24 protein-coding genes are annotated in these 22731 nt (G+C 68.1%); 14 read left to right on the top strand and 10 right to left on the bottom strand.

Translation table 11 applies throughout. The features are described from left to right. The first annotated feature begins 78 nt into the window (after window positions 1-78). A complete protein-coding gene (locus tag AC3WJT_RS06355; protein ID WP_492342224.1) occupies window positions 79-486 on the top strand; it encodes a protein tyrosine phosphatase family protein in 408 nt (135 codons plus the stop codon). Between the two features lie 190 nt (window positions 487-676). On the opposite strand, the gene AC3WJT_RS06350 is transcribed toward AC3WJT_RS06355, so the two are convergent. Further along, on the bottom strand, window positions 677-826 hold the full coding sequence (locus tag AC3WJT_RS06350) for a hypothetical protein (protein ID WP_492342223.1): 150 nt from the start codon (window positions 824-826) through the stop codon (window positions 677-679). A 152-nt stretch (window positions 827-978) separates the two neighbouring features. Here AC3WJT_RS06350 and AC3WJT_RS06345 point away from each other — a divergent pair, with 152 nt between their 5' ends. Both AC3WJT_RS06345 and AC3WJT_RS06340 read left to right on the top strand, forming a co-directional pair. Further along, window positions 979-1908 carry a hypothetical protein gene (locus AC3WJT_RS06345; protein WP_492342222.1) on the top strand — a complete coding sequence of 310 codons (930 nt, stop codon included), beginning with the start codon at window positions 979-981 and terminating at the stop codon, window positions 1906-1908. Continuing rightward, a complete protein-coding gene (locus AC3WJT_RS06340; protein ID WP_492342221.1) occupies window positions 1905-2798 on the top strand; it encodes an MBL fold metallo-hydrolase in 894 nt (297 codons plus the stop codon). The genes AC3WJT_RS06345 and AC3WJT_RS06340 overlap by 4 nt, the downstream gene beginning before the upstream one ends. Here AC3WJT_RS06340 and AC3WJT_RS06335 read toward each other — a convergent pair. The 3 genes from AC3WJT_RS06335 to AC3WJT_RS06325 form a co-directional block, all read right to left on the bottom strand. Next, complete coding sequence (locus tag AC3WJT_RS06335; RefSeq protein ID WP_492342220.1) at window positions 2795-3886, bottom strand: M48 family metallopeptidase; 1092 nt, start codon at window positions 3884-3886, stop codon at window positions 2795-2797. The genes AC3WJT_RS06340 and AC3WJT_RS06335 overlap by 4 nt on opposite strands. A gap of 2 nt (window positions 3887-3888) precedes the next feature. After that, window positions 3889-4995 carry a YjgN family protein gene (locus AC3WJT_RS06330; RefSeq protein WP_492342219.1) on the bottom strand — a complete coding sequence of 369 codons (1107 nt, stop codon included), beginning with the start codon at window positions 4993-4995 and terminating at the stop codon, window positions 3889-3891. Window positions 4996-5102: 107 nt separating this feature from the next. Beyond that, a complete protein-coding gene (locus AC3WJT_RS06325) occupies window positions 5103-8054 on the bottom strand; it encodes a long-chain-fatty-acid--CoA ligase (RefSeq protein ID WP_492342218.1) in 2952 nt (983 codons plus the stop codon). A 139-nt stretch (window positions 8055-8193) separates the two neighbouring features. Here AC3WJT_RS06325 and udk point away from each other — a divergent pair, with 139 nt between their 5' ends. Next, on the top strand, window positions 8194-8868 hold the full coding sequence (gene udk, locus AC3WJT_RS06320; RefSeq protein WP_492342217.1) for a uridine kinase: 675 nt from the start codon (window positions 8194-8196) through the stop codon (window positions 8866-8868). 82 nt (window positions 8869-8950) lie between these two features. After that, window positions 8951-9586 carry a TetR/AcrR family transcriptional regulator gene (locus AC3WJT_RS06315; protein WP_492342216.1) on the top strand — a complete coding sequence of 212 codons (636 nt, stop codon included), beginning with the start codon at window positions 8951-8953 and terminating at the stop codon, window positions 9584-9586. Here AC3WJT_RS06315 and pdxH read toward each other — a convergent pair. After that, the gene (pdxH, locus tag AC3WJT_RS06310; protein WP_492342215.1) at window positions 9567-10238 is read right to left on the bottom strand and encodes a pyridoxamine 5'-phosphate oxidase; all 672 of its coding nucleotides are present in this window, start codon (window positions 10236-10238) and stop codon (window positions 9567-9569) included. The two genes, AC3WJT_RS06315 and pdxH, sit on opposite strands and share 20 nt — an antisense overlap. Window positions 10239-10336: 98 nt before the next feature. Between pdxH and AC3WJT_RS06305 the strand changes: the two genes are divergently transcribed. Both AC3WJT_RS06305 and aroC read left to right on the top strand, forming a co-directional pair. Continuing rightward, on the top strand, window positions 10337-11014 hold the full coding sequence (locus AC3WJT_RS06305; RefSeq protein WP_492342214.1) for a DnaJ C-terminal domain-containing protein: 678 nt from the start codon (window positions 10337-10339) through the stop codon (window positions 11012-11014). Between the two features lie 51 nt (window positions 11015-11065). Then, window positions 11066-12187 (top strand): chorismate synthase, encoded by a 1122-nt coding sequence (aroC, locus tag AC3WJT_RS06300; protein WP_492342213.1) that lies wholly within the window; start codon window positions 11066-11068, stop codon window positions 12185-12187. Between the two features lie 53 nt (window positions 12188-12240). Here the strand turns inward: aroC and AC3WJT_RS06295 are convergent, their stop codons facing one another. After that, window positions 12241-12684 carry a GNAT family N-acetyltransferase gene (locus AC3WJT_RS06295; RefSeq protein ID WP_492342212.1) on the bottom strand — a complete coding sequence of 148 codons (444 nt, stop codon included), beginning with the start codon at window positions 12682-12684 and terminating at the stop codon, window positions 12241-12243. A 188-nt stretch (window positions 12685-12872) separates the two neighbouring features. Between AC3WJT_RS06295 and AC3WJT_RS06290 the strand changes: the two genes are divergently transcribed. From AC3WJT_RS06290 to AC3WJT_RS06280, 3 genes are all read left to right on the top strand, one after another. Continuing rightward, on the top strand, window positions 12873-13442 hold the full coding sequence (locus tag AC3WJT_RS06290) for a hypothetical protein (protein ID WP_492342211.1): 570 nt from the start codon (window positions 12873-12875) through the stop codon (window positions 13440-13442). A gap of 229 nt (window positions 13443-13671) precedes the next feature. After that, entirely contained in the window at window positions 13672-14568 is an 897-nt protein-coding gene (locus AC3WJT_RS06285) for a hypothetical protein (RefSeq protein WP_492342210.1), read from the top strand. Between the two features lie 4 nt (window positions 14569-14572). Then, window positions 14573-15223, top strand: coding sequence for a hypothetical protein (locus AC3WJT_RS06280; RefSeq protein WP_492342209.1), 651 nt, complete (start codon window positions 14573-14575; stop codon window positions 15221-15223). A gap of 87 nt (window positions 15224-15310) precedes the next feature. On the opposite strand, the gene AC3WJT_RS06275 is transcribed toward AC3WJT_RS06280, so the two are convergent. Beyond that, entirely contained in the window at window positions 15311-15799 is a 489-nt protein-coding gene (locus tag AC3WJT_RS06275) for a DUF1579 domain-containing protein (RefSeq protein WP_492342208.1), read from the bottom strand. 158 nt (window positions 15800-15957) lie between these two features. On the opposite strand from AC3WJT_RS06275, the gene AC3WJT_RS06270 reads away from it, so the two are divergent. The 3 genes from AC3WJT_RS06270 (at window position 15958) to AC3WJT_RS06260 (ending at window position 17588) form a co-directional block, all read left to right on the top strand. Beyond that, window positions 15958-16653 (top strand): pirin family protein, encoded by a 696-nt coding sequence (locus tag AC3WJT_RS06270; RefSeq protein ID WP_492342207.1) that lies wholly within the window; start codon window positions 15958-15960, stop codon window positions 16651-16653. 157 nt (window positions 16654-16810) lie between these two features. Further along, window positions 16811-17320, top strand: a complete 510-nt coding sequence (locus tag AC3WJT_RS06265) for a response regulator (RefSeq protein ID WP_492342206.1) — start codon at window positions 16811-16813, stop codon at window positions 17318-17320. Window positions 17321-17378: 58 nt separating this feature from the next. Then, window positions 17379-17588, top strand: a complete 210-nt coding sequence (locus AC3WJT_RS06260; RefSeq protein ID WP_492342205.1) for a hypothetical protein — start codon at window positions 17379-17381, stop codon at window positions 17586-17588. 32 nt (window positions 17589-17620) lie between these two features. On the opposite strand, the gene AC3WJT_RS06255 is transcribed toward AC3WJT_RS06260, so the two are convergent. The 3 genes from AC3WJT_RS06255 to queC are packed head-to-tail and all read right to left on the bottom strand — an operon-like array spanning window position 17621 to window position 19408. Beyond that, window positions 17621-17989, bottom strand: coding sequence for a 6-pyruvoyl trahydropterin synthase family protein (locus tag AC3WJT_RS06255; protein ID WP_492342204.1), 369 nt, complete (start codon window positions 17987-17989; stop codon window positions 17621-17623). A 55-nt stretch (window positions 17990-18044) separates the two neighbouring features. Next, on the bottom strand, window positions 18045-18677 hold the full coding sequence (queE, locus tag AC3WJT_RS06250) for a 7-carboxy-7-deazaguanine synthase (protein WP_492342203.1): 633 nt from the start codon (window positions 18675-18677) through the stop codon (window positions 18045-18047). Continuing rightward, entirely contained in the window at window positions 18674-19408 is a 735-nt protein-coding gene (queC, locus tag AC3WJT_RS06245; RefSeq protein ID WP_492342202.1) for a 7-cyano-7-deazaguanine synthase QueC, read from the bottom strand. Before queC ends, queE begins: the two co-directional genes overlap by 4 nt. Window positions 19409-19769: 361 nt before the next feature. Between queC and AC3WJT_RS06240 the strand changes: the two genes are divergently transcribed. Continuing rightward, window positions 19770-22631 carry a TonB-dependent receptor gene (locus AC3WJT_RS06240; RefSeq protein WP_492342201.1) on the top strand — a complete coding sequence of 954 codons (2862 nt, stop codon included), beginning with the start codon at window positions 19770-19772 and terminating at the stop codon, window positions 22629-22631. The last annotated feature ends 100 nt before the right edge of the window (window positions 22632-22731 follow it).

Below are 22731 nucleotides of genomic sequence, written 5' to 3'. Positions count from 1 at the left end.
GCGTTCACCGCAAAGGCATTGCGAAACTTCCACCCGGCCTGAATGATGTCAACGAACCCCATCCCGGATGAGCCCGACATGACTGAATTTCGCCGCGTGACCGATGACTTTTCCGTCAGCCCGCAGATCGCGCCCGAAGACATGGCCGCCGCGGCCGCCCAGGGCTTCACCCTGGTGATCAACAACCGGCCCGACGGCGAGGTCCCGGACCAGCCGACCAGCGCGCAGATGGAAGCCGCCGCCCGCGCCGCCGGCATGGACTATGTGCACATCCCGGTCGTGGGCAGTCCCAACGACGACCAGATCACCGCCCATCGCATCGCTATCGAGGACGCCGACGGCCCGGTGCTGGCCTTCTGTCGGTCCGGCACGCGCTCGATCGTCACCTGGTCGATCGGCCAGGCGCTGTCGGGCGTGCGGTCACGCAGTGACCTGGCGGCGCTGGGACGGCAGGCCGGGTACGACCTGTCGGGCGTGCTGGGGTAGGCTTTATTGGCCTTGCTCCCCGCTCGCGGGGAGCTGTCAGCCAGGGGCTGACTGAGGGGCTGAACCGGATCGTCTCGTTAGACCTGAACACAGGCGTCGGCCGGCAGCGGTATTCATGACTGTCCGGGAACGACCGCGCCGCCCCTCCACCATGCTCCGCATGGTCCCCCTCCCCGCTGCGCGGAGAGGATCAGATCCCACCGAGCGTCACCCGCGCCGCCATCGCCGAGGGCTCCGGCTCGCAGCTGGCCAGGACCAGTTGCGCCGCGACGAGACACAGGAAGGCGAAGGCCGCGCGCTGGAGCCGTTTTGAGACAAAGATCGCTGCGTCGGCCGCCATTCCGGCGTTCTCCCCCGTTGTTACGAGGGGCTCAGCGCAAGTCCCGGGCCGCGGGGCGTTCACAGTCCCGTCACGCAGCCGTCGTTTGTCCGTGATGCAAATTACACTAGTTAACGGCGTCGACGCAGCCGCGGGGGCGGCAAGAGGTTTGCATGGCCGGGACGCTCTGGACGTCCGATTTCCACTTCGGGAGTGGCAGGGTGAAGGTTCGCGCGACCGGCGCGGACCTGGCGATCGATCGCGGCCTGATGGGCGATATCGCGCTGTGGCTCGCCTACTATATCCCGGTGCGGCTGAAGGGGTTCTGGGCCTCCGCCGTCACGCCCGGACCGAGGGTCTGGTTCGCGCCTGCCCCGCCCCGGCCCTGGTATCTCCTGGGACTGGCGGCCCTGTGGGGCGGGGTCAGGATCGCCCGCTCTCCCGGAGACGCCGACGCCGCCGTCTATTTCGAGGACACAACCGTCGGCCAGGCGCCGGCCTGCGACCTGCCGGTGCGCTACAACTTCGAGTGCGGCGATGTCTCCAAGAGCCATGTAGCCCGCGTCTTCGAGGACGTGTTCGGCTATCCGCTGCGGCTCGACCCGGCGGCCTGGACCGGCCCGGCCGTCGAGAAGGGCGAGGGCAACGGCGCCCATGACGGGCGGATCGTGCAATGCCCCTGCCCCGCCCTGCCCGGCCGGGTCTACCAGCGGGTGATCGACACCGTCGACGGCGAGCATGTCGTCGATCTGCGCACCCCTTGCGTCGGCGGCGCGCCGGCGCTGACCTTCATCAAGCGGCGGCCCGTGCGGGACCGGTTCGCGAACTACAACAGCTCGGTTTCGCTGCACCGGCCGGAGGACCTCTTTTCGCCGCAGGAGCTGGCGATGATCGGTCAATTCTGCGGCGCCATGCGGCTCGACTGGGGCGGGCTGGATATCCTGCGGGATCGCGGCGACGGGCGGCTGTATATTGTTGACGTCAACAAGACCGACATGCCGCCGCTGCGCCTGCCCTGGCCGCAGAAACTGGCGGCGATCGCGATCCTGTCGAAGGCGTTCCTGACGATGATTGAAACCGACACTGCAAAGGCCCGCGCATGATCCCGTTCGTCCGCGACATCACGTTCGAGTACGGCGCCTGTGACCGGCTGACGCCGCTGATCCGCAGGGTCGTGGCCAACAACCCGGGCCCGTTCACCTTCATGGGCACCGGCACCTACATCATCGGCAACGGCGAGGTCGCCGTGATCGATCCCGGCCCGGACATGGACGATCACCTGGAGGCGATCCTGGCGGCCACGGCCGGCGAGACGATCACCCACATCTTCGTCACCCATAACCACATGGACCACTCGCCGCTGGCCCGGCCGCTGGCCGCGCGCACCGGGGCGACGATCTACGCCTGCGCGCAGCAGGGCGTCCCGACCGAGGCCGAGGTCCGGCTGGAAGCCGGCGACGACCGGGTGTTCACGCCCGACGTCGGCCTGTGCGACGGCGGGACCTTCAGCGGCGGCGACTGGACCATGGAGGCGATCCCGACGCCGGGGCACACCTCCAACCACATCTGCTACGCCCTGCACGAGGAGAACGCGCTGTTCTCCGGCGACCACATCATGGGCTGGTCGACGACGGTGATCAGTCCGCCCGACGGCGACATGGGCGACTACTTCGACAGCCTGGACCGGGTGAAGGCGCGGAACTTCGAGATCATCTGGCCGACGCATGGCCCGCCGATCACCGAGCCCGGCCCGTTCGTGCAGGCCTATATCGACCATCGCCGCGCCCGCGAGGCGCAGATCCTGGCGGCGCTGGCCGGCGGCCACACGCAGATCAAGCCGATGGTCACCGACCTCTACAAGGCCGTCGACGCGCGGCTGCACCCGGCGGCGGCCCATTCGGTGATGGCCCACATGGTCCAGCTGGTGAAGGAAGGCCGCGTCCTGTGCGACGGCGCCCCCGCGCTGGACAGCGAATACCGGCTGGCGAGCTAGCGCCGCAGGGGCCAGGGCGGCTTGGGTTTGTTCGGCGACAGCGGACACATCTGCCGCACGGCGGTCCAGTCGGCCGGGGTCATCGCCGGGACGCCAGCTTTGGCCAGCGCGCGCGCCGCGGTCGCCCGGCGGCCGCTGTCCGGATGGGTGGCGAACCACTCGGCGGCGCGGTTGACGCCGTCCGGCGAGGTCTTGTCGGCCAGTCGTTCGAAGAAGGCGGCCATGCCGGCGGTGGAGATCCGGTTCGCCGCCAGCAGCTCGAACGCGCGCTCGTCAGCCTCCTGCTCCAGGCCGCGGCTGTAGCGCTGTTCGGTGAAACTGCTCGCCAGCAGCACGGCCTGCTGGCCCGCCCCGGACCCGCCGCCGACCACCGCGTCGAGCACCAGGCCGAGGCCGAGCGACCGCAGGACCGCCTCCATGACGTGGCGCTTTTCGATGTGCGCGATCTCGTGCGCCAGGACGCCGGCCAGTTCATCCGACGACCGGGCGTCGGCGATCAGGTCGTCGGTCACGAGGATCGTCCCGCCCGGAAGCGCGAACGCGTTGACCATCGGCGCGTGGACCGGAATGACCCGGACCGCGAAGGGCATGTCCACGTCACGGGTGAGACGGCGCGTCAGATCGTTCAGGCTGGCCTGGCCGGCGGGGTTGCCCGTGCAGGGCTTGAGCGCCACCTGCAGCTGGCTGGCCATGTTGCGGCCCATGTCGGCCTCGATGCCCGGCGGCGTGGCCCGGGCGAGCGGCCGCGCGGCCATCGGAATGCCGACGAAGATGCCTACCGCCAGCATGACGCCGGCAACGGCCAGCCAGACCACCAGACGTCCCTCGCGGTCGCGGTTCGCGCGCCGGACGGCCCTGACCGACTGGCCGCTGGCGGACTCCCATTCGGCGACGTCAAGGACCAGCCGCCCGTCCCCGCTGCGGGGCGCCAGCCGGATGCGCCCGGCCTCGACGCCGAGGATCCGGATGGCCTTCAGCGGCCAGCGAAAGGACGCTCCGTCGCCTTCGCCGATGAGGTCGCCATCAGCGACCGTCACCTCGACCCGGCGCCTCCTTGATGTCAGACCGTCGTAGTAGTCGCCCTGCATCGTCAGATCGGCGAGAAGCCGAACGCGTCAGCCATGCCCTCGCCGGACCCGGGTCCGCGCTCGGCCTGGTTGGCGTCCGCCAGCGGCGCCAGGCCGGACGCCGTCAGGCGGCGGACCATGAAGCGGGCGGTGCGCGCCTGGATGAACGGCGACAGCAGGCCGAAGCTGAAGATCAGCATCAGGACGTTCGTGACGGTGAGGCCCAGCAGGTCGAGCGCCTTGAGGTTCAGGGTGAACCGCGCGTCGCCGATCTTGAGCGAGCCGATGATCGCCCGCAGGAGCGCAGCGTTGTACGGCGCGAAGATCAGCATGACGTAGACCGCGAACACCAGCGCCCAGGCGTAGGTGATCGCCATGAACATGGCCGACGGTCCCGCCGACGGGTTCTCCGGATCGGCCATGGCGCCGGTGGCCAGCATCGAACCGACCAGCACGAAGGCGAAGATGAAATAGCCGACAAGGACGCCGGCCCATCCCAGCGCGAACCAGCCGTAGAGACCTTCGTCCTCGCGGCGGGCCCAGCGGACCTTCAGATCGCCGAAGCGAAGGTTGCCCCAGAGCTTCTCCGCCAGCCGCATCGAGGCCGCCGGCTGGAACCAGCCGAAGGTGATGCCGGTCAGCAGGCCATAGCCGAGCGTCGACAGGCCGTAGTCCCACGGCGAACCCTTGAGACTGAACCGCACGCCGCGCCAGACTGTGCGGCTGGCCATGTAGCGGAAGGCGAAGAAGATCGCCGCGCCCAGCAGCACCGGCAGGGCCAGATAGAGCGGCAGGATGATCAGCACCGCGAACGCCGGGCCGAGGAACTGCGCGCCGCCGACGACCAGCAGGAACGGCAGGCCGACGGTGAACAGAGCGATGAGAAAGCCGATGAACAGCTCCCGTCCCGTTCCGGTGTATTCAAAGGCCTCGCCGTTGAGGCTGATATGCGACCAGACGCGGCGGCGGACCTCGGTGCGCCCCCAGAACCGGTAGAGCGTCAGCGTGATGAGGTTGAGCAGGCCATTCTTGACGCTGAGGCCGAGGAACGACTGCGTATCAATCGACTCGCTGAACGTCAGCGATTCACCGGCCGACTCCCCCGTCGACTCGCTACCCTGGACTTGCATGAGACCCCCGCCTGACAGACGGGCAGTTTCCGGCGGGGGCGGCGGGAGTCAACCGATAGCTGAGCGCGGCGCGCTGATTTCTCCGGCCTTCGCAGCCGGCGTTCCGGCTAGCCGGCGATCGCGGTCGCCAGGGTTCCGATGCGGCGGCAGTTGGCGCCCATGTCGCTCTCGCCGATGCGGCGCACGGCGCGCAGGTCGATACGGGCGCCGGCGCCGCTCGGGCGGACGCGGACCACGACGTCGTCCTTGAACCCATAAAGCAGGCTGACCGCCGTCGCCTCGATGCGGCCGGAGGACGGGTCGGCCGTGACGATCGACAGGCCCGCCGCCTCGAGCGCCGACTTGGCGTGGGCAAAGGCCTTGGCGGCGTCCGCCGCCAGCGTCACCGGCCGTGCGGCGGGGCAGGTCTCGGCGTTGACCTCCGCCACCGGGCGACCGGCGTAGGCCCGCGACCCGAGCGGCAGGATCGGCGAGGGATCGACGGGATTGGCGTCCGGACCGCGGTCCCGCAAGACCGTCGGCGAGAACATCAGCGGTTCACTCCAGTCGGTGGCCACGTCGTGGATCAGCGGGCGACTGGTGTCCCACAGGCCAAAGCCGATGAACGCCCCCCAGGTCAGGGCCGTGACCAGCAGGGCGAGGAAGGCCTTGCCCCACAGCTTCGCGAAGCCGCCGAAGATCGCCACGAGCAGGCCGATAATGCCTGTCAGAACCCCGACCAGGGCGATCGCGGGGGCCCAGCCGAGCGACTCGGTCGGCCCCTGGATCAGCATGGCGTCGAAGCCCTGCTGCGGCGTGATCACCTGGAACTTCACCGCCAGCGCCCCGACCAGCCACATGGCCGCCGGCGCGAGCGCCACGAGCAGGGCGAAGTCCAGATAACGGGCGGCGAAGCCGGGCCCCTTGCCTGACTTGGCGGCGGGTTTCGACTTGCCCTTCGCGGTCTTCTTGCGCGTCGCGCCCGGGAGGGGGGCGAAGGCGAGCGGCGCCTCCTCGCTGGAGAACAGCGCCTTGCCCGTCGGCGCCGGCCCCTTGTCCGGCGTCGCCTTCATCGTCAGCGGCGCATCGGCGGCCGGTTTGCCGCCGGCCGAGGCCGGGGTCATGTCCGGCATGCTGGGCAGCGGCGGCGGGACATCACCGTCGTCCTCGGGCTCCGAGGGCGACCAGGCATGGGATTCCTCGACCACGGGATCCGGTTCCGCAGGCGCGGAGACGGGCGTGACGATCTTGTCTTCAAACTCGGCGTCCACGGGTTCATTGGCCCCGACGGCAGCAGCCACGCTGGCCGGGGCCTCAGATTTTCCCGCGGTAGCCTCCGGCGCGCGGGCGGACGGTTCGGGCGGCTCCGGCGCATGCAGCACGGGGCCGGGCGCGGCGCGTTCGGCCACCGTCGTGGCGACCAGGACCGGCGTGGACGGCAGGACATAGTCCTTCATCCGCTCGCGGATCAGCTTCTTGTCGATCTTGCCGGTCGCGCCGAGCGGGATGTCGTCGACGAAGGCCACGTCGTCCGGCATCCACCATTTGGCGATCTTGCCGACGAGGAACTGGAGCATCTCCTCCTTGGTCGCCGTCTCGCCGTCCTTGAGCTTGATCAGCAGCAGCGGACGCTCGTCCCACTTGGGATGCGGCATGCCGATGACCGCCGCCAGCGCCACCTTCGGGTGGCCCATGGCGATATTCTCGATGTCGATCGTGCTGATCCACTCGCCGCCGGACTTGATCACGTCCTTGGCGCGGTCGGTGATCTGCATGAAGCCTTCGGGGTCGATCGTGGCGACGTCGCCCGTGTCGAAGTAGCCCTCGTTGTCGAGGATGTTGCCGCCGGCGCCCTTGAAGTACTCGCGGACCACGAACGGGCCCTTGACCATCAGGTGGCCGAAGGTGCGCGCATCGTGCGGCAGCTCATGGCCTTCGTCGTCGGTCAGCTTCAGGTCGATCCCGAGCGGCGGGCGGCCCTGCTTGAGCTTGTAGGCCATCCGCTCGTCGTAGGAGAGACCGGCGACGCGGGCGTTGGGCGAACCCAGGGTGCCCAGCGGCGAGGTCTCGGTCATGCCCCATGCATGCAGCACGTCGACGCCGTAGCGGTCGTGGAAGCCGCGGATGATCGATTCCGGACAGGCCGAGCCGCCGATCACCACGCGCTTGAGTTTGCTGAGCTTTCCGCCCGTTTTGTCGAGATGCTGCAGCAGCATCTGCCAGACGGTGGGCACGGCCGCTGAGAAGGTCACGCCCTCGGTCTCGATGAGCTCGTGGATCGACTCGCCGTCCATCTTCGAGCCCGGCATGACCAGCTTGGCGCCGACGGCCGGAGCCGCGAAGGCGATGCCCCAGGCGTTGGCGTGGAACATCGGCACCACCGGCAGCACCGTATCCAGCGCCGAAACGCCGAGCACGTCGCTCTGCAGCCCGACCAGGGTGTGGATGTAGTTGGAGCGGTGCGAGTAGAGGACGCCCTTGGGGTCGCCCGTCGTGCCCGAGGTGTAGCAGAGGCCGCAGGCGGTGTTCTCGTCGAAGCCGCCCCAGGCGACGTCGGCGTGGCTGCCCTCGACCAGGGTTTCGTAGGTGTGCGCGCCCTTCCAGTTGATCGACGGCACGCCGCGGATCTGGAACGGGGTCATGTGGTGGCTGTCGGTGAAGACGATCACATGCTCGACCGACGGGCAGTTGGCCAGGATCGTCTCGAGAATCGGCACGAAGGTCAGGTCGACGAAGATGATGCGGTCTTCGGCGTGGCGGATGATCCAGGCGATCTGGTCAGGATGCAGGCGCGGGTTCAGCGTGTGACAGACCGCGCCGATGCCCATGATGCCGTACCAGGCTTCCATGTGCCGGCCGGTGTTCCAGGCCAGGGTCGCAACCCGGTCGCCGAGGCGAATGCCCAGGCCCAGCAGGGCGTTGGAGACCCGCTTGGCGCGGTCGTGCATCTGCGCATAGGTCTCGCGCACGATCGGTCCCTCGACCGATCGCGACACGACCTCGCGGTCGCCGTGCCACCGTTTGGCGTGATTCAGGACCGTGTCGACGGTCAACGCCGACTGCTGCATCAGGCCCTGCATGCCCGCTCTCTCCCCAGTGTTTCCTTGCTGGAGCAACCCTAGCCGCGCAGGGCCGCGCGGGCAACGCGGGGCAAGCCAAGCGCGAAAATTCACCATGTTGCCGTTGGCAAACCGCGCCGGCTGTGGCCGATAGGCCGTCATGAGTGAAGCCGCTGTCCCGACCGCCGCCGCCCCGCTGCTGATCGCCGTCGCCGGCGGGTCGGGATCGGGCAAGAGCACCCTCGCCACGGCGCTCGCGGCGCGGCTGCCGGCGGGAACCGTGACGCTGGTCATCGAGGACGCCTACTATGGCGATTTCGGCGGCCGGCCGGGCTTTGAGGCGGCCACGTTCGACTTCGACGACGTCACCGCCAAGGATCACGGCCTGCTGGCGCAGCACCTGACCGCGCTGCGAGCCGGCCAGACCGTGGATGCGCCGCTCTACTGTTTTGAGACGCACCGCCGCCTGCCGTCGCTGGAGACCATCGCGCCGGCGCCGCTGATCGTCGTCGAGGGCGCGCACCTGCTGTGCACCCCGGCGCTGGCGGATCTTTTCGACCTGCGGATCTATGTCGACACCCCGCCCGACGTGCGGTTCATCCGCCGGCTGATCCGCGACCAGGCCCAGCGGGGCCGGACCGCCGATTCGGTGATCCAGCAGTATCTGGCGACCGTTCGACCGGCGCATGAGCGGTTGATCGAGCCCTCACGGTCACGGGCGGACATCATCATCGCCGACGGTCGCGGCGCCGTAGTTCCGGATGATCCGACCGAGTTTGATCGGCTGCTGACGCCGGTTCTCGCCCACCCTCTGCTGCATTCATTTCGCAGCTAGGCCCAAATTGGGGCCCCGGCGTCTTGCCGCCCGGATTCTTTCGCCTATAGGCTGAGTGGGTAACAGCGTTTTTCGAGGGTACATGGCGACGTCAGCCTTGGGAGAGAACCGGTCCGAGCGAAAGCGCAAACTCATTCTCACCTCCGCCCGGACGATCTTCACACGTGAAGGTTTCGCCAGCACGGGCATGGAGCAGGTCGCGCGCGACGCGGGCGTGTCCACCGCCACCCTCTACGCCCACTTCCCCGGCAAGGCCGAGCTGTTCCGCATCGTGGTCGAGGAGACCATCGGCGACATCTCCGCGCGGGTGGTCGAGTCCACCTCGGTAGCCGGCGACGCCGCCGCGCGGCTCACCGCGTTCGGCATGGCCTACGCGGAATTCTACTGCTCGCCGACCGCCCGGGCGACGTTCCGGATGGTGGTCGCCGAGCGGCGGCGGTTTCCGCAGTTGGCCGACCATTTCCAGTCCCGCAGCCGTCTGGAGCTGGGCGGGACGCTGCTGGATCTTCTCAAGGCGCTCGAGGCGAGCGGCGAGATCGCCGTTGAGCGGCCTTCGTGGGCCGCCGGCCAGTTCCAGGGCATGATCGAGCACGCGACCCTGATCCTGGGTCTGGTGGGCGGCGACGATGTGATGCCCGTCCGACCGCTCGACACGATCGTGGCCGAGGCGGTCGAAACCTTCCTGGCCCGTTACGGCGTCAGGGAAAGAGCCGCCTAGTCGTCCAGCCGCCGCCATCCTGATGGTCGAAGACCAGTCGCTCGTGCAGTCGGAACGGACGGTCGCGCCAGAACTCGATCGATTGCGGCGTCAGCCGGAAGCCGGACCAGTGAGGCGGGCGCGGCACCTTGCCGAGGCCGAAGCGCAGTCCGGCCTCGGCGACCCGTTTGCCCAGCGCCAGCGGCTCTTCCATCGTCCGCGACTGGTCCGAGGCCCAGGCGCCGATCTGGCTGTGGCGGGCGCGGGAGGCGAAATAGGCGTCCGCCTCGGCGGCGCTGACCGGCGTGATCGTCCCGCGCACGCGCACCTGACGGCGCAGGGACTTCCAGTGGAACAGCAGCGCGGCGACCGGATTGGCCGCCAGCTCGCGGCCCTTGGCGCTTTCGAGGTTGGTGTAGAAGACGAAGCCGTCGGCATCGACATCCTTGAGCAGGACCATCCGCACGTCCGGCATGCCCGCCTCGTCCACCGTGGCCAGGGCCATGGCGTTGCCGTCGTTGGGCTCGGACTTGTGCGCCGCCGTCAGCCAGGTCTCGAACAGCGTGATCGGGTCGCCCTCGGGCAACAGGGGCAGAGGCTCGGCCTCGGTCACCTGTTTGACGTAGTCGGCCTCGGCGGGAGACGGCGGGATCAGGTCGGTCTTGTCGCTCATGGGGGCTCATATAGCGCGCCCGCGACAATGTTTCAGGCTTAACCGCCCATTGACGGTGTCGGTGCACCTTGCCGGCCATGACCGGGGACGGGCGCAGGATGACCGCGCGTTGGGCGCGCGCACGGCTCGGGGTCGGACCCGGGGCGGACGAACACGCCCTGCGCGCCGCCTTCCGTGAGGCCGCCAAGCGCAATCACCCCGACCGGCCGGGCGGCGATCCGGCCGCCTTCCGCGAGATCATGGAAGCCTATCGCTTCCTCAAGGGCGGGGATCCCGAGGCCGCCGCCTTCCTGCCCGCGCCGCCGGCCCCCGCCGCGCCGGCGCGGCTGGTGATCACCATTCCGCCCGAGACCGCCGTGTTCGGCGGGTCGGTCACGGCCGAGGCCACCGACGGCCGACGGCTGAAGGTCAGCCTGCCGGCGGGCATGCGGCCCGGCGAAAAGGTGCGGGCCGGCGACCAGCTGTTCGAGGTCGTGGTGCGCGGCGAGGGCGCCATCGTCCGGGGCGATGACCTGTGGATCACCACCCGGGTCGATCCGGCCGTGCTGGTCGACGGCGGCCGCCTGGCCGTGGTCACGCCGCGCGGCGCCCGCACCGTCTGGGTCAGCCGCAAGGCCGCCGCCCGGGCGCTGGTGCGCCTGCCGGGCGAGGGTCTGCCGGCGCGCGAGGGCCACCGGCAAGGAGATCTGTTCGTGCGGCTCGCCGCCGGTGCGGCGCGGGCCGAGAGCCCGGCGCGCACGCTGCTGCGCCAGTTCGCCGCCGCCTGGGCGGCGTGAAGGAGCGGCCCAGGTTTGTGACCTCCTCTCCCTTCCGCTAGAAGCGCCCGCATGTCGCACAACAGCTTCGGCCATCTTTTCCGCGTGACCACCTGGGGCGAGAGCCATGGGCCGGCGCTCGGCTGCGTGGTCGACGGGTGTCCGCCGGGAATCCCGCTGACGCCCGAGGACATCCAGGTCTGGCTCGACCAGCGAAAGCCCGGCCAGGGCAAGTTCGTCACCCAGCGCCAGGAGCCGGACGCGGTGCGCATCCTGTCCGGCGTTTTCGAGGACGATCGCACCGGCGGTCCGGTCACCACCGGCACGCCGATCAGCCTGATGATCGAGAACACCGACCAGCGGTCGAAGGACTATTCCGAGATCGCCCAGGCCTTCCGGCCGGGCCACGCCGACTGGCCCTATTTCGCCAAGTACGGCGTGCGCGACTACCGCGGCGGCGGCCGGTCCTCGGCCCGCGAAACAGCCGCCCGGGTGGCCGCCGGCGCCGTGGCGCGCAAGGTGCTGGAGGGCGTCACCATCCGCGGCGCCCTGGTGCAGATCGGCCCGCACGCGGTCGACCGCGACCGCTGGGACTGGGACCAGACCCGCGAGAACGGCTTCTGGTGTCCCGACGCGGGGACCGTGCCCGTTTGGGAAGAGCACCTGGAGAAGATCCGCAAGGCCGGCTCCTCGACCGGCGCCGTCGTCGAGGTCGAGGCCACGGGCGTGCCCGCCGGCTGGGGCGCGCCGCTCTATGGCAAGCTCGACGCCGAACTGGCCGCCGCGATGATGTCGATCAACGCCGCCAAGGGCGTGGAGATCGGAGCCGGCTTCGCGTCGGCCGCCCTGACCGGCGAGGAGAACGCCGACCAGATGCGCATGGGCAACGACGGCATCAGCTTCCAGTCGAACAAGGCCGGCGGCGTGCTGGGCGGCATCTCGTCCGGCCAGCCGGTGGTCGTCCGCGTCGCCTTCAAGCCGACCTCCTCCATCCTGACCCCGCGCGAGACGGTCAACGAGACCGGCGCGGAGATTGAGCTGCGCACCAAGGGCCGGCACGACCCCTGCGTCGGCATCCGCGCCGTGCCGGTGGTGGAAGCCATGATGGCCTGCGTGCTGGCGGATGCGTTCCTGCGTCACCGCGGGCAGACGGGTGGCGGCGCGTTTAGCCCGGGTGGGGATGGGCGGCGGTAGGCTGGGTCGTCAGGTGAAGGGCCGCTTTCGACCCAGAGCGGAAGTTGGTCAATTCAGCCTCGTCGCCAGACATAGGTCATGTCCGGCATTCTCTCTTCGTTGCGCTGGCCGTCGGTTAGCTCCTCCACGGTGAACCCGTGCCGCTCGTACAGCGCATGCGCTCGCAGGTTGGACTGGAAGGTGTAGAGCCGCAGTTCTGATTGCTCGCGCTGGGCCAACCCCACTAAGGCGCTTCCAATCCCGCGTCCGTGGAAATCAGGATCGACATAAAGATGATCGATCCAGCCGGGCAGCAGCGCCATGTGTCCCCGTAACCGATCTCCCTCAAATGCCCCCCAGACGGGGCCATCGATCATCACCTGGTTGCGATAGAATGCGACAAACTCCTCAGCGGAGTGCAGCGCCGTGTCGTATCCGGGTATGAGCGCCCCGGCCCGTCGGTGAATTTCAGCCGCCGCCGAGCCTTCGTGGCTCGCGAGTAGTCGGTAGGTGATCATGGGGTGAGACTAAGCGATGGCTAGATCGCCGTCCAAGGTCCGACTTCCGACCGGTAGCCGCTGTCGGCCCCCGCCCCAAGACGGACATGCAGCGCCACTCGGCTCCTAGCTGACGGTCAGCCTGTCGCGCGCACAGCCCTTCCGCCGTTCCCCCGTTCGGCTAAGGTTGCGAATACGGGAGTACGCGAATGGACATGTTCGAATATGTGATGGTGCTGGTGTCGATCATCGTCGGCCTGGCCCTCACGCACCTGCTTCAGGGCCTGGTAGAAATCGCCCAGCGGCCGAAGCGTATGAAGATCGCCTCCATCCATCTGGTCTGGGTGATCTATATGGTGATCACCGTGGCCTTCTGGTGGTGGTGGCAGTTCAAGCTTCAGTTGCTGCCGGTCTGGACCTTCAAGAGCTATCTGTTCATCCTCGGCTACGCCGTCATCCTCTACATCCTGTCTACCCTGCTGTTCCCCAAGGTGCTTGACCCCGAGCTCGACCTCGACGCCTTCTTCTATGATCGCAGAGGGTGGTTTTTCGGCTTCAACGCACTCTATTTCGTGGTCGACATGGTCGACAGCCGGCTGAAAGGCGCTGAGCATTTCGCCAGCCTCGGCCTTGAGTACGTCATCACCACCGTCCTCTCGGCGGTACTCTGTCTGGCTGGAATGAAGACCCGCAATCCCGTCTATCACTGGGTCGTTGGCCTCGCCATTCTGGCGTATCAGACCAATTGGGCTTTCCGGCAATTTGGAACCATGGGCTGACCCCCCGTCGGTCACTCAAGTCACGTCTGCTGTCCACCCATTGCTGACGCTCACCAGGTCAGGTCCAGGATGACACTACGTCGATCATCGTAGGGACGCAGGATGCGCAACCCGCACCAGCGCCCGCGCACGCCCTCCCGGCGACAGGGGGGCGAACGCCGCGCCACAATTGTGCTCGCCAGGTCGCTCTGGTAGCTAGCTTGACCTTAATGCCAGTCTTGGGGGGCTGATGATCCGGATGCAGTTGCGCGGCGTATGCGCCGCGGTCTTGATGTTGTGCGCCGCGCTCCCCGCGCAGGCCGCGCCGAAACCTCTGAAGTACGTCCTGCCGGAGGCAGCCCGCCCGGTCGCCGGCGGCCGCTCCGTTCAGGTCAGCGTCGGCCAGGCTGAGCTTGGGTCGAACATCAACTCCACCCTTGGCTTCGCTATGGTGGCCGGCGGTGCGGTCGGCGTGCTCATCGAGGCCGGGGTCGGAGCCGACCGCGCCCAGCGCGCCCAACTCGGCATCACCCCCATCCGCCGCGGCCTGATGGACCTTGACGCCGACCAGCTGGCTATCGACAGCACAAAGGCCGCCCTGGCCGCCATGCCCTGGCTCGAAGGCCAGGAACCGGCCTTCAGCCGCGACGCCACCCTGTTCGGCAAGAGCGACTTTCTCACCGCCGCCGCGACCAGCCAGGTCGCCTATTTCACCTATGTCTACGACATGGCGCCCGACTTCTCGTCGGTGAACGTCAGCGTCGGCATCGCCATCGCCGACAAGGCGCAGGCCAAGAAGGGCCAACCCTACACCCGGCTCCTCGACAAGAATCTGGTCTACGGCCAGCGGGTCAGCAGCGTCGTGCGCCTCGCCAACCCCACCACGCCGGTCGAAAACGCGCAGCGCTGGGCGGCCAACGACAGCGCCCTGGCGAAGAAGGCGCTCGCCGTCGCCTTCGCCAGGGCCGGCGATCTCATTCCGCGCGCCCTCACCCTCACCGACGCGGATGTGGCCCGTTTCAACGCCGCAGAGCGCAGGACCATCGGCCCCCTCGGCGGCAAACCGATGGAGGAGGGCCTCGGTGGAGTTCTGCTGTTCAATCCCCTCCCCATGGGCCTTGTCCATGTCCAGACTCTTCAGGAATAGCGGCATGCGCAGCGCTCATATCCTCGCCACCGCAGCCCTGGCCACGGGCCTGCTGACCGTTGGCTCCGCCGCCGCCGCAGTCGGAGACGCCAAGCTCCTTGGACCGCTCTACGTCGAGCCGGCGGCCGCCGCAGACGCCGCTACCCGGTCCACCGCCGGCGGCTGCGCCGTCCAGATCGAGCTCACCGACCCCCGCCGCGACCCCCAGATCGTGGGAGCCTTCGGCGTCGCTCTCCGTGCGCCGGATGATCGCGAGGCCTGGCTGCGCTCGGTGTTTGACGTCGGCCTCAAGGCCCGCGGGTTTACGCCCAGCTTCGCGCCGGCCGGCGGCCAACCCGACCCCGCCGTGGTCACGGTCCGCATCCGGATTCAGGTGATCTGGATCGGCACCCAGCAGTTGAACAAGGTCGGCAGCGTCGTCCTGCGCGGCGTCCTTGCGGCTCCAGGCGCGGCCCCCGGACCGGAAGCGGTCTATCGCGGTGACAAGACGGCGGTGAACATGTGGGGCTCCGCCAAGGAGTTCAACGACCACGCCAACGCCGTCTTCGCCCTCGCCCTCGACGACCTGGCCGAAGACCTCCGCCCTCTCTGCGCCGCCCCGCCGCCCGCAAGCGCGGCGTTGGCGCTTGCTCCAGGCCGCCAGGGGCGACGCTGAAAGCGATACGGGTCAGCGTCTTCATTCGCTCGGGCGACCTATGCCTGTGTCCGCCCCCCACCCTTGGTGGACGCTCAAGGCATCCCCTCACCCCGCCCGCGTGAACGCCATTTCCCAGTTCGTCTCCCACGTCGCGCCGCCGTCTTCGGAGAAGGCCTGGCGCCATTCGCAGGTGGTCGGGGTGATGGCTGACCAGAGGAAGCGGACCTTGATCGGCTTGCCCTGAAAAACGTCGTCGCCGAGGAACACGCCCTCCCCGTCCGCGAAGGCGCCGTGGACCGGCGGGTCGATGTCCGGCTGGCGGGCGTCCAGCCACCAGATCGACCAGCGGCGCAGGACCGGGTCGAACCGGCGCAGGGTCAGGGCGGCGTAGGCGCCTTCGGGCAGGTCGACCGTGTTGTCGTCCATGTTGCCCAGACCGCCCATGGTCTTCCGCATCACGCAGGTCCCGTCGAACGACGTCCAGTCCGCGCAGCCGGCGAGGCGCGCGTTCAGCCGGCGATGGCGGATGGTCCAGCGGCCGACGAGGAAGTCGAAATCCTCGCGGCCGTCGTTGATCGGTTCTTTGGTTTGCATGCTCGTGATCCCCCCGTTCGGGGTCTCATAGCCATTGCCGGCGCCAGCGCCTGTCAGCATGGTGGCGGCACGCAGCGACCGCCCGCGCATTCAGGCACCAGACCGGTTGCAATTACCGATGGCCGTCCCTATCTCTCCACCTGAAAGGGAGATACCCCATGATTGACCGCAGGCCATTCGAGCAACTCGGACACGCCAACCACGGCTGGCTGAACGCCCGCCACCACTTCAGCTTTTCCAGTTGGTACGATCCTGCCCGTATGGGCTGGGGCGCGCTGCGGGTGTGGAACGACGACGAGATCGCGCCGAAGTCCGGCTTTCCGCCGCATCCGCACAACGACATGGAAATCATCACCTATGTCCGCACCGGCGCGATCACCCACCAGGACAGCCTGGGCAACAAGGGCCGCACCGGCGCGGGCGACGTTCAGGTGATGAGCGCCGGCGCCGGCATCCGCCACGCCGAGTACAATCTCGAGGACGAAACCACGACGCTGTTCCAGCTGTGGATCGAGCCCAAGGAACGCGGCGGCGCGCCGTCCTGGGGCGCCAAGCCGTTCCCCAGGGATGACCGGTCCGGCAAGTTCGTGGCGCTGGCCAGCGGCTTCGGCGACGAGGGCGCCCTGCCGATCCGCACCGACGCGCGGGTCCTGGGTGCGACGCTCAAGGCCGGTGAAACCACCACCTACGCGCTGGGCGACGGCCGGCACGGCTACCTCGTCGCCGCGACCGGTTCGGTTGACGTCAACGGCGTCACCCTGAACGCCCGCGACGGCGCGGCGATCCGGGACGAGCCGCTGCTGACGATCCGGGCCACGGCCGATGCGGAACTGGTGCTGGTCGACTCAAATTGAGGCGCCCATTTTGGGCGCCCCGAGGCAAGCCGGTTGAACCCGTTCAGTTTTTTCGTTTGACCGGGTCTGAACTGCGCCCCTAGGAGTCGGCTTCCAATCCGGGGGCGGTCGCAATTCCGCGGCCGCTCGCGCGTGGTTGATGGTCTCCGCTTCGCCCTTGCGCTTCGATCTGATCAAGATTTTGCTGGTCGACGACAACCACCACATGCGGGTGCTGTTGACGGAGATTCTGCGCGCCATCGGCGTGAAGCACATCTTCGAGGCCGGCGACGGCGCCGAGGCGCTTCAGATCATGCGCACGCATCAGGTCGATGTCGTGATGACGGACCTGGCGATGCAGCCGCTGGACGGCATCGACTTCGTCAAGCTGCTGCGCAATTCGCCCGACAGTCCCAATCCGTTGACGCCGGTGATCATGATTACCGGGCATTCCACTTCGCGGCGCGTCGCCGAGGCGAGGGACGCCGGCGTCAACGAGTTCCTCGCCAAGCCGGTCACGGCGCGCGGCGTGATCGAGCGGATCGGCGAGATCGTCGAACACCCCCGTCCCTTCGTTCGCACCAGCGACTATTTCGGTCCGGATCGCCGCCGCAAGTCCGACGCCCATTTCCCTGGTCCCTGGCGGCGCAGCGCCGACCCGGCCCGCGAGGACGCCGAGCCGGCCTGACCGGACATCATTCAGCGACGATTGTCCGCTACGGCTGCCGGGTCACCGGAGATTCGCCATGTCCCGCCGCATCCTGCCCCTGATTGTCGCGCTGGCGGCCCTCGGCCTGCAGGGCTGTGTCGCCACTGTTGTCGGCGCCACCGCCGGCGCGGTCGTCGGCGCGACGTCAGCGGTGGTCGTGACCACGGCCAAGGTCGGCGGGGCGGTCGTCGGCGCCGCGATCCCGGACGGCGACAAGAAGGACGGGAAGAAGAAGAAGAAGGACTAGCCGGCGGGGCGTGGACCTCACGTCCCCTGGCCTCAGAGGGCCAGCGAGCAGCTCTCGTTGATCGTCGGCCGCGAGACCACGATGCGCGAGAGGCCGGGGAACGCCGGACGCAGTCGCTCGACGAAATAGAGGCACAGACGTTCGAGCGTCGGGACCTCCAGACCTGGCTTGTCGTTCAGCAGCCCGTGATCCAGCTCGGTTGCGACGGCCTTGAGCGCCGTATCCAGCCGGTCCAGGTCGACGACCCAGCCCTCGGCGGCGGCCGAGCCGCGAACGCTCGCCTCCACGCGGAACGAATGCCCGTGCAGACGGCGGTAGCGATGGTCCGGCTCGCCCTGCTGGATGTAGTGGGCGGCGTCGAAGGTTGCGGCCTTCGTGATCTCGAAGATGGAGTCGGTCATGTCTTCTTGAGGTGGCCTGGGAGGCTTCAGGTCCGCGGAATGCGGGCCGTATCCATCAGGGCAGGCCGAGATACTTGTGTGTCTGGACGCTTAAACGCCAACGGGGGTGGGAAAGGCAATAGGCGACCGCCGCGGCGGTGTTGGCCGCCTGGTCGGCGGAATCCATCGGCTGGAGGAAAAACCGCTCGAAATCGAGACCGTCGAAGCGGGCCGGATCGACGCCCTTCTGGGGAAAGACGAGCTTCAGCTCCTGGCCCGAGGTCTGGACCACGGTCGCGTCGGCCTTGGGACTGACGCAGATCCAGTCGATGCCGGGCGGGGCGAGGATGGTGCCGTTGGTCTCCACGGCGATCTCGAAGCCGCGCCGGTGCAGGGCCTCGATCAGCGGCGGATCCAGTTGCAGCAGCGGTTCGCCGCCGGTGCAGACGACCAGCTTGTTCTGGCCCGGACCGGTCCAGGCGGCGTCGACCGCCGCGGCCAGGTCGTCGGGGGTCAGAAACTTGCCGCCGCCCTCCCCGTCCACGCCGACGAAGTCCGTGTCGCAGAAGGTGCAGACGGCCCTGGCGCGGTCCTGCTCGCGACCGCTCCACAGGTTGCAGCCGGCGAACCGGCAGAACACCGCCGCCCGGCCGGCCTGGCCGCCCTCGCCCTGCAGGGTGAGGAAGATCTCCTTGACGCTGTAGGTCATGGCGCGGCCGTCGGGCGGCCCGCCGCGACCCAGCCGTCCCAGCCGGCGGCGCGCAGGTCGCAGGCCGGACACTCACCGCAGCCATGGCCCCACGCGTGCATCGCGCCGCGCTCGCCGCGGTAACAGGTGTGGCTGTCCTCGACGATCAGCTCGACCAGCGGGTCGCCGCCGAGGTGTGCGGCCAGTTGCCAGGTTTGCGCCTTGGTCAGCCACATCAGCGGCGTCTCGATGCGGAAGTCGCGCGCCATGCCCAGGTTCAGGGCCTGCTGCATCGCGTCGAGCGTGTCGCGGCGACAGTCGGGGTAGCCGGAGTAGTCGGTCTCGCACATGCCGCCGACCAGGGCGGTCAGGCCGCGCCGATCGGCGAGGGCGGCCGCGTAGGTGAGGAACACGAGGTTGCGGCCCGGAACGAAGGTCGAGGGCAGGCCCCGTTCGGTCATCTCGATCGCGCGATCCGCCGTCAGGGCCGACTCGCCGACCGCGCCGAAACTGGCGAGATCCAGGACGTGATCCTCGCCGAGTCGGGCCGCGAGCGCCGGAAACCGCGCCAGAATGCCGCTCCGGACCTTCTGGCGGGCGTCCATCTCGACAATGTGACGTTGACCGTAGTCGAAGCCGACTGTCTCCACGAGCTCGTAGCGTTCGAGCGCCCAGGCCAGACAGGTGGCGGAATCCTGCCCGCCCGAGAAGAGAACGAGCGCGCCTTGGGAGGACGGTGAACCGGGGGTCATGAAGCGGACGATACGCCTTGGAGTTATGCGCTTTGCGCGTCCTGTTCCCTACACGATCCGGACCGGTCCCGAAACGTCCGGACTCCGCGCCGGCGGCGTCACGTTCCCGCAGGGCGGGAAGAAGTCGTTTCCCGTACGTCACAAGGCGAAGCAGGCAGGCAACACCAAGGTGAAAAGCGGCAACTTGACGGCGGTAACGTGACGCTGGCGGTTGACACCACCCCTTGGCCCGTATGCAATTCCGGAAGCTGCGGGGGAATGTGTCGCGCGACCCCGGCGGTAACCAAACGCGCGATACACGAGGAAACATCGACGCCGCGAACCTCCCAGAAGAGGTCGCGCCGTCCGGGGAGGGTTACGAATGTCCGAATCTCTGCGCCTGCGCAGTATGCTCATCGCCAGTGTGTCGGCCGCCGCCATGCTTGGCGTCGCCGCACCTGCTTTCGCCCAGGACACGACGGTCGGCGAAGTCGTCGTGACCGCCCAGAAGCGGGAAGAAGCGATCCAGGACGTGCCGATCGCCGTTTCGGCGTTCAGCGCTGAAACGCTCGAGAAGGCCAAGATCGACGGCGGCCCGAACCTGGTGCTCGCCGTGCCGAACGTGAACTTCTCCAAGGGTAACTTCACCGGCTACAACTTCCAGATCCGGGGCGTCGGCTCCAAGCTGGTCGCCGGTTCGGGCGACGCCGGCACCGGCATCCACCTGAACAACGCCCCGCTGACCGCCAACAACCTGTTCGAGTCGGAATTCTTCGACGTTGAGCGCGTGGAAGTGCTGCGCGGCCCGCAAGGCACGCTGTACGGCCGCAACGCCACCGGCGGCGTGGTCAACCTGATCTCCGCCAAGCCGACCGACGAATTCGACGCGATGCTCCGCCTGGAAGCCGGCAACTTCGGCTCCAAGAAGGTCCGCGGCATGGTCAACGTGCCGCTCGGCGACACCCTCGCCCTGCGCGTCGCGGCCAACATGCTGCAGCGCGACGGCTACGGCACCAACCTGACGACCGGCAACGACGCCGACGACCGCGACCTGTGGAACGTCCGCACGACCCTGGCCTTCAACCCGAGCGACACGTTCCGCACCTTCCTGATGTGGGACCACTTCGAGGAAGACGACGCCCGTTCGCGTATCGGCAAGCAGCTCTGCGTGAAGGACCCCGGTCCGGCAACGGCCGTCGGCGGCCAGTCGCTGAACGCCGGCGGCGCCGGCCCGATCGCCCAGATCCAGCGCGGCTTCTTCAGCCAGGGCTGCTCCGCGGCGTCGCTCAATGACCCGGGCATCCTGGGCACCCCGAACTCGCAAGCCACGCTCGGCGGCCTGTTCGGCACCCTGTACGGCTTCACCACCGGTGACGCCTTCGCGGGCCAGATGCAGGACCCGGACATCCGCAACATCCAGTCGGCCGCGGACCCGATCTACCAGGCCAAGACCGACATCGTTCAGTTCCAGATCTCCTGGGACCTGAATGACGAACTGCAGCTGACCGCCCTCACCGGCTACAGCAAGAACAACCTGTACACCCGTCAGGACTACAACCGGATCGTTCCGAACTCGCAGTTCAACGCGACCCCGAACCCGATCAACGTCTACGGCGGCTTCGGCGTGGTTTACACCGGCCTCTACGCCGCCCTGTTCAACCCGACCGCCGCGGCGTTCGGTACGGTTCAGGATCCGCAACTCGGCGCCCAGAGCCGCTTCACCACCTTCGACATCTCCGGCGGTGAAAGCGAAAACTGGTCGCAGGAACTGCGCCTGCAGTCGAACTTCGATGGTCCGTTCAACTTCAACGTCGGCGCCATCTACATCGACTTCAAGTCGGACGGCGACTACTACGTGATGGGCAACACCCTGACCGCCGCCGCCCAGGTCGAGAACAACCTGCCGGCCATCGCTTCGGTCCTCGGCTGCTCGAGCGTCACGCCCTGCTTCATCGACCCGAACGCCAAACCGGACCGCTCGGGCCGCAACTACTATGACAGCACCGGCGCCTATCACCTGAAGTCCCGCGCCGTCTTCGGTGAGCTCTACTGGCAGGTCGCCGACAGCTTCAAGGTCACGGGCGGCCTCCGCTACACCCACGACATGAAGCGCCAGGAAAACCGTCCGGTGGCCCTGTTCGTTGCGGGCGGCCCTGGCATCCCGCTCAGCGCGACGACCCCCTACCTGACGGCCGACTTCGAAGAGATGACCGGTCGCCTGGGCTTCGACTGGAAGCCGGACGTGGGCTTCACCGACGAAACCCTGATCTACGCCTTCTACTCGCGCGGCTATAAGGCCGGCGGCATGAACCCGGCCTGCTCGGCCGTGGTTGGTTGCCCGCCGCCCACCTTCGATCCGGAATTCGTCAACTCGATGGAAATCGGCGCGAAGAACACCCTGCTGGGTGGCGCGATGGTCCTGAACTTCACGGCCTTCAAATATGACTACGAAGGCTATCAGGTGTCGAAGATCGTGAACCGCGCCTCGGTGAACGAGAACATCGACGCCGAGATCAAGGGCCTCGAGTTCGAAAGCGTCTGGTCGCCGATGGACGGCCTGCGCCTGAACATGAACATCGGCTACCTGCAGACGGAAATCACCGGCGGCACGTCGATCGACGTGTTCAACCGCACCCAGAGCAACCCGCTGCTGACGCTGATGAAGTCCAGCAGCGCCGCCAACTGCGTGCTCCCGACCGCCGGCGCCGCCGGCATCCTGGCCGCGTCGAACACTGCTCCTACGGTGTTCAACCTGCTGGGCGCCTGCACCGTCACCGCGACGGGCGCCGGCAACACCGGCGTCGCCCTGATCCCGGGCGGCCCGCTGTCGGTCGGCCGCAACGCCTTCGGCGTGCTGGTCAGCGACGGTGTGGAAGTCGACCTGACGGGCAAGGAACTGCCCAACGCGCCGCACTACACCCTGTCGATCGGCGCCCAGTACAACTGGGAGTTCGGCGCCGGCTGGGAAGGCACGATCCGCGGCGACTACTACCGTCAGACGGACTCGTTCTCGCGGATCTACAACTCCGCGCCGGACGAGCTGGAAGGCTGGGAGAACTTCAACGCGACCTTCACCCTGGCGAACTACGAAGCCGGCTGGTCGGTTGAAGTCTACGGCAAGAACCTGATGGACGACGCGCCGCTGACCGACACCTACCTGACCGACGACTCGTCGGGTCTGTTCCGGAACGGCTTCTACCTTGAGCCCCGCACCTACGGTGTGGCGGTCACCAAGTCCTTCTAAGCCGAAAGGCCTCTGAAGAGCGGAACGGCGGGGACGCAAGTCCCCGCCGTTTTTCTTTGTCCGGCGCATGCTTAACCTCTCTGCAAGCGCAATCGGCCAT

This window comes from Caulobacter sp. FW305-C-30-S16, from assembly GCF_058783025.1.
The sequence above is the reverse complement of the archived record's forward strand: the minus strand, read 5'-3'. Positions and strand labels throughout refer to the sequence as shown.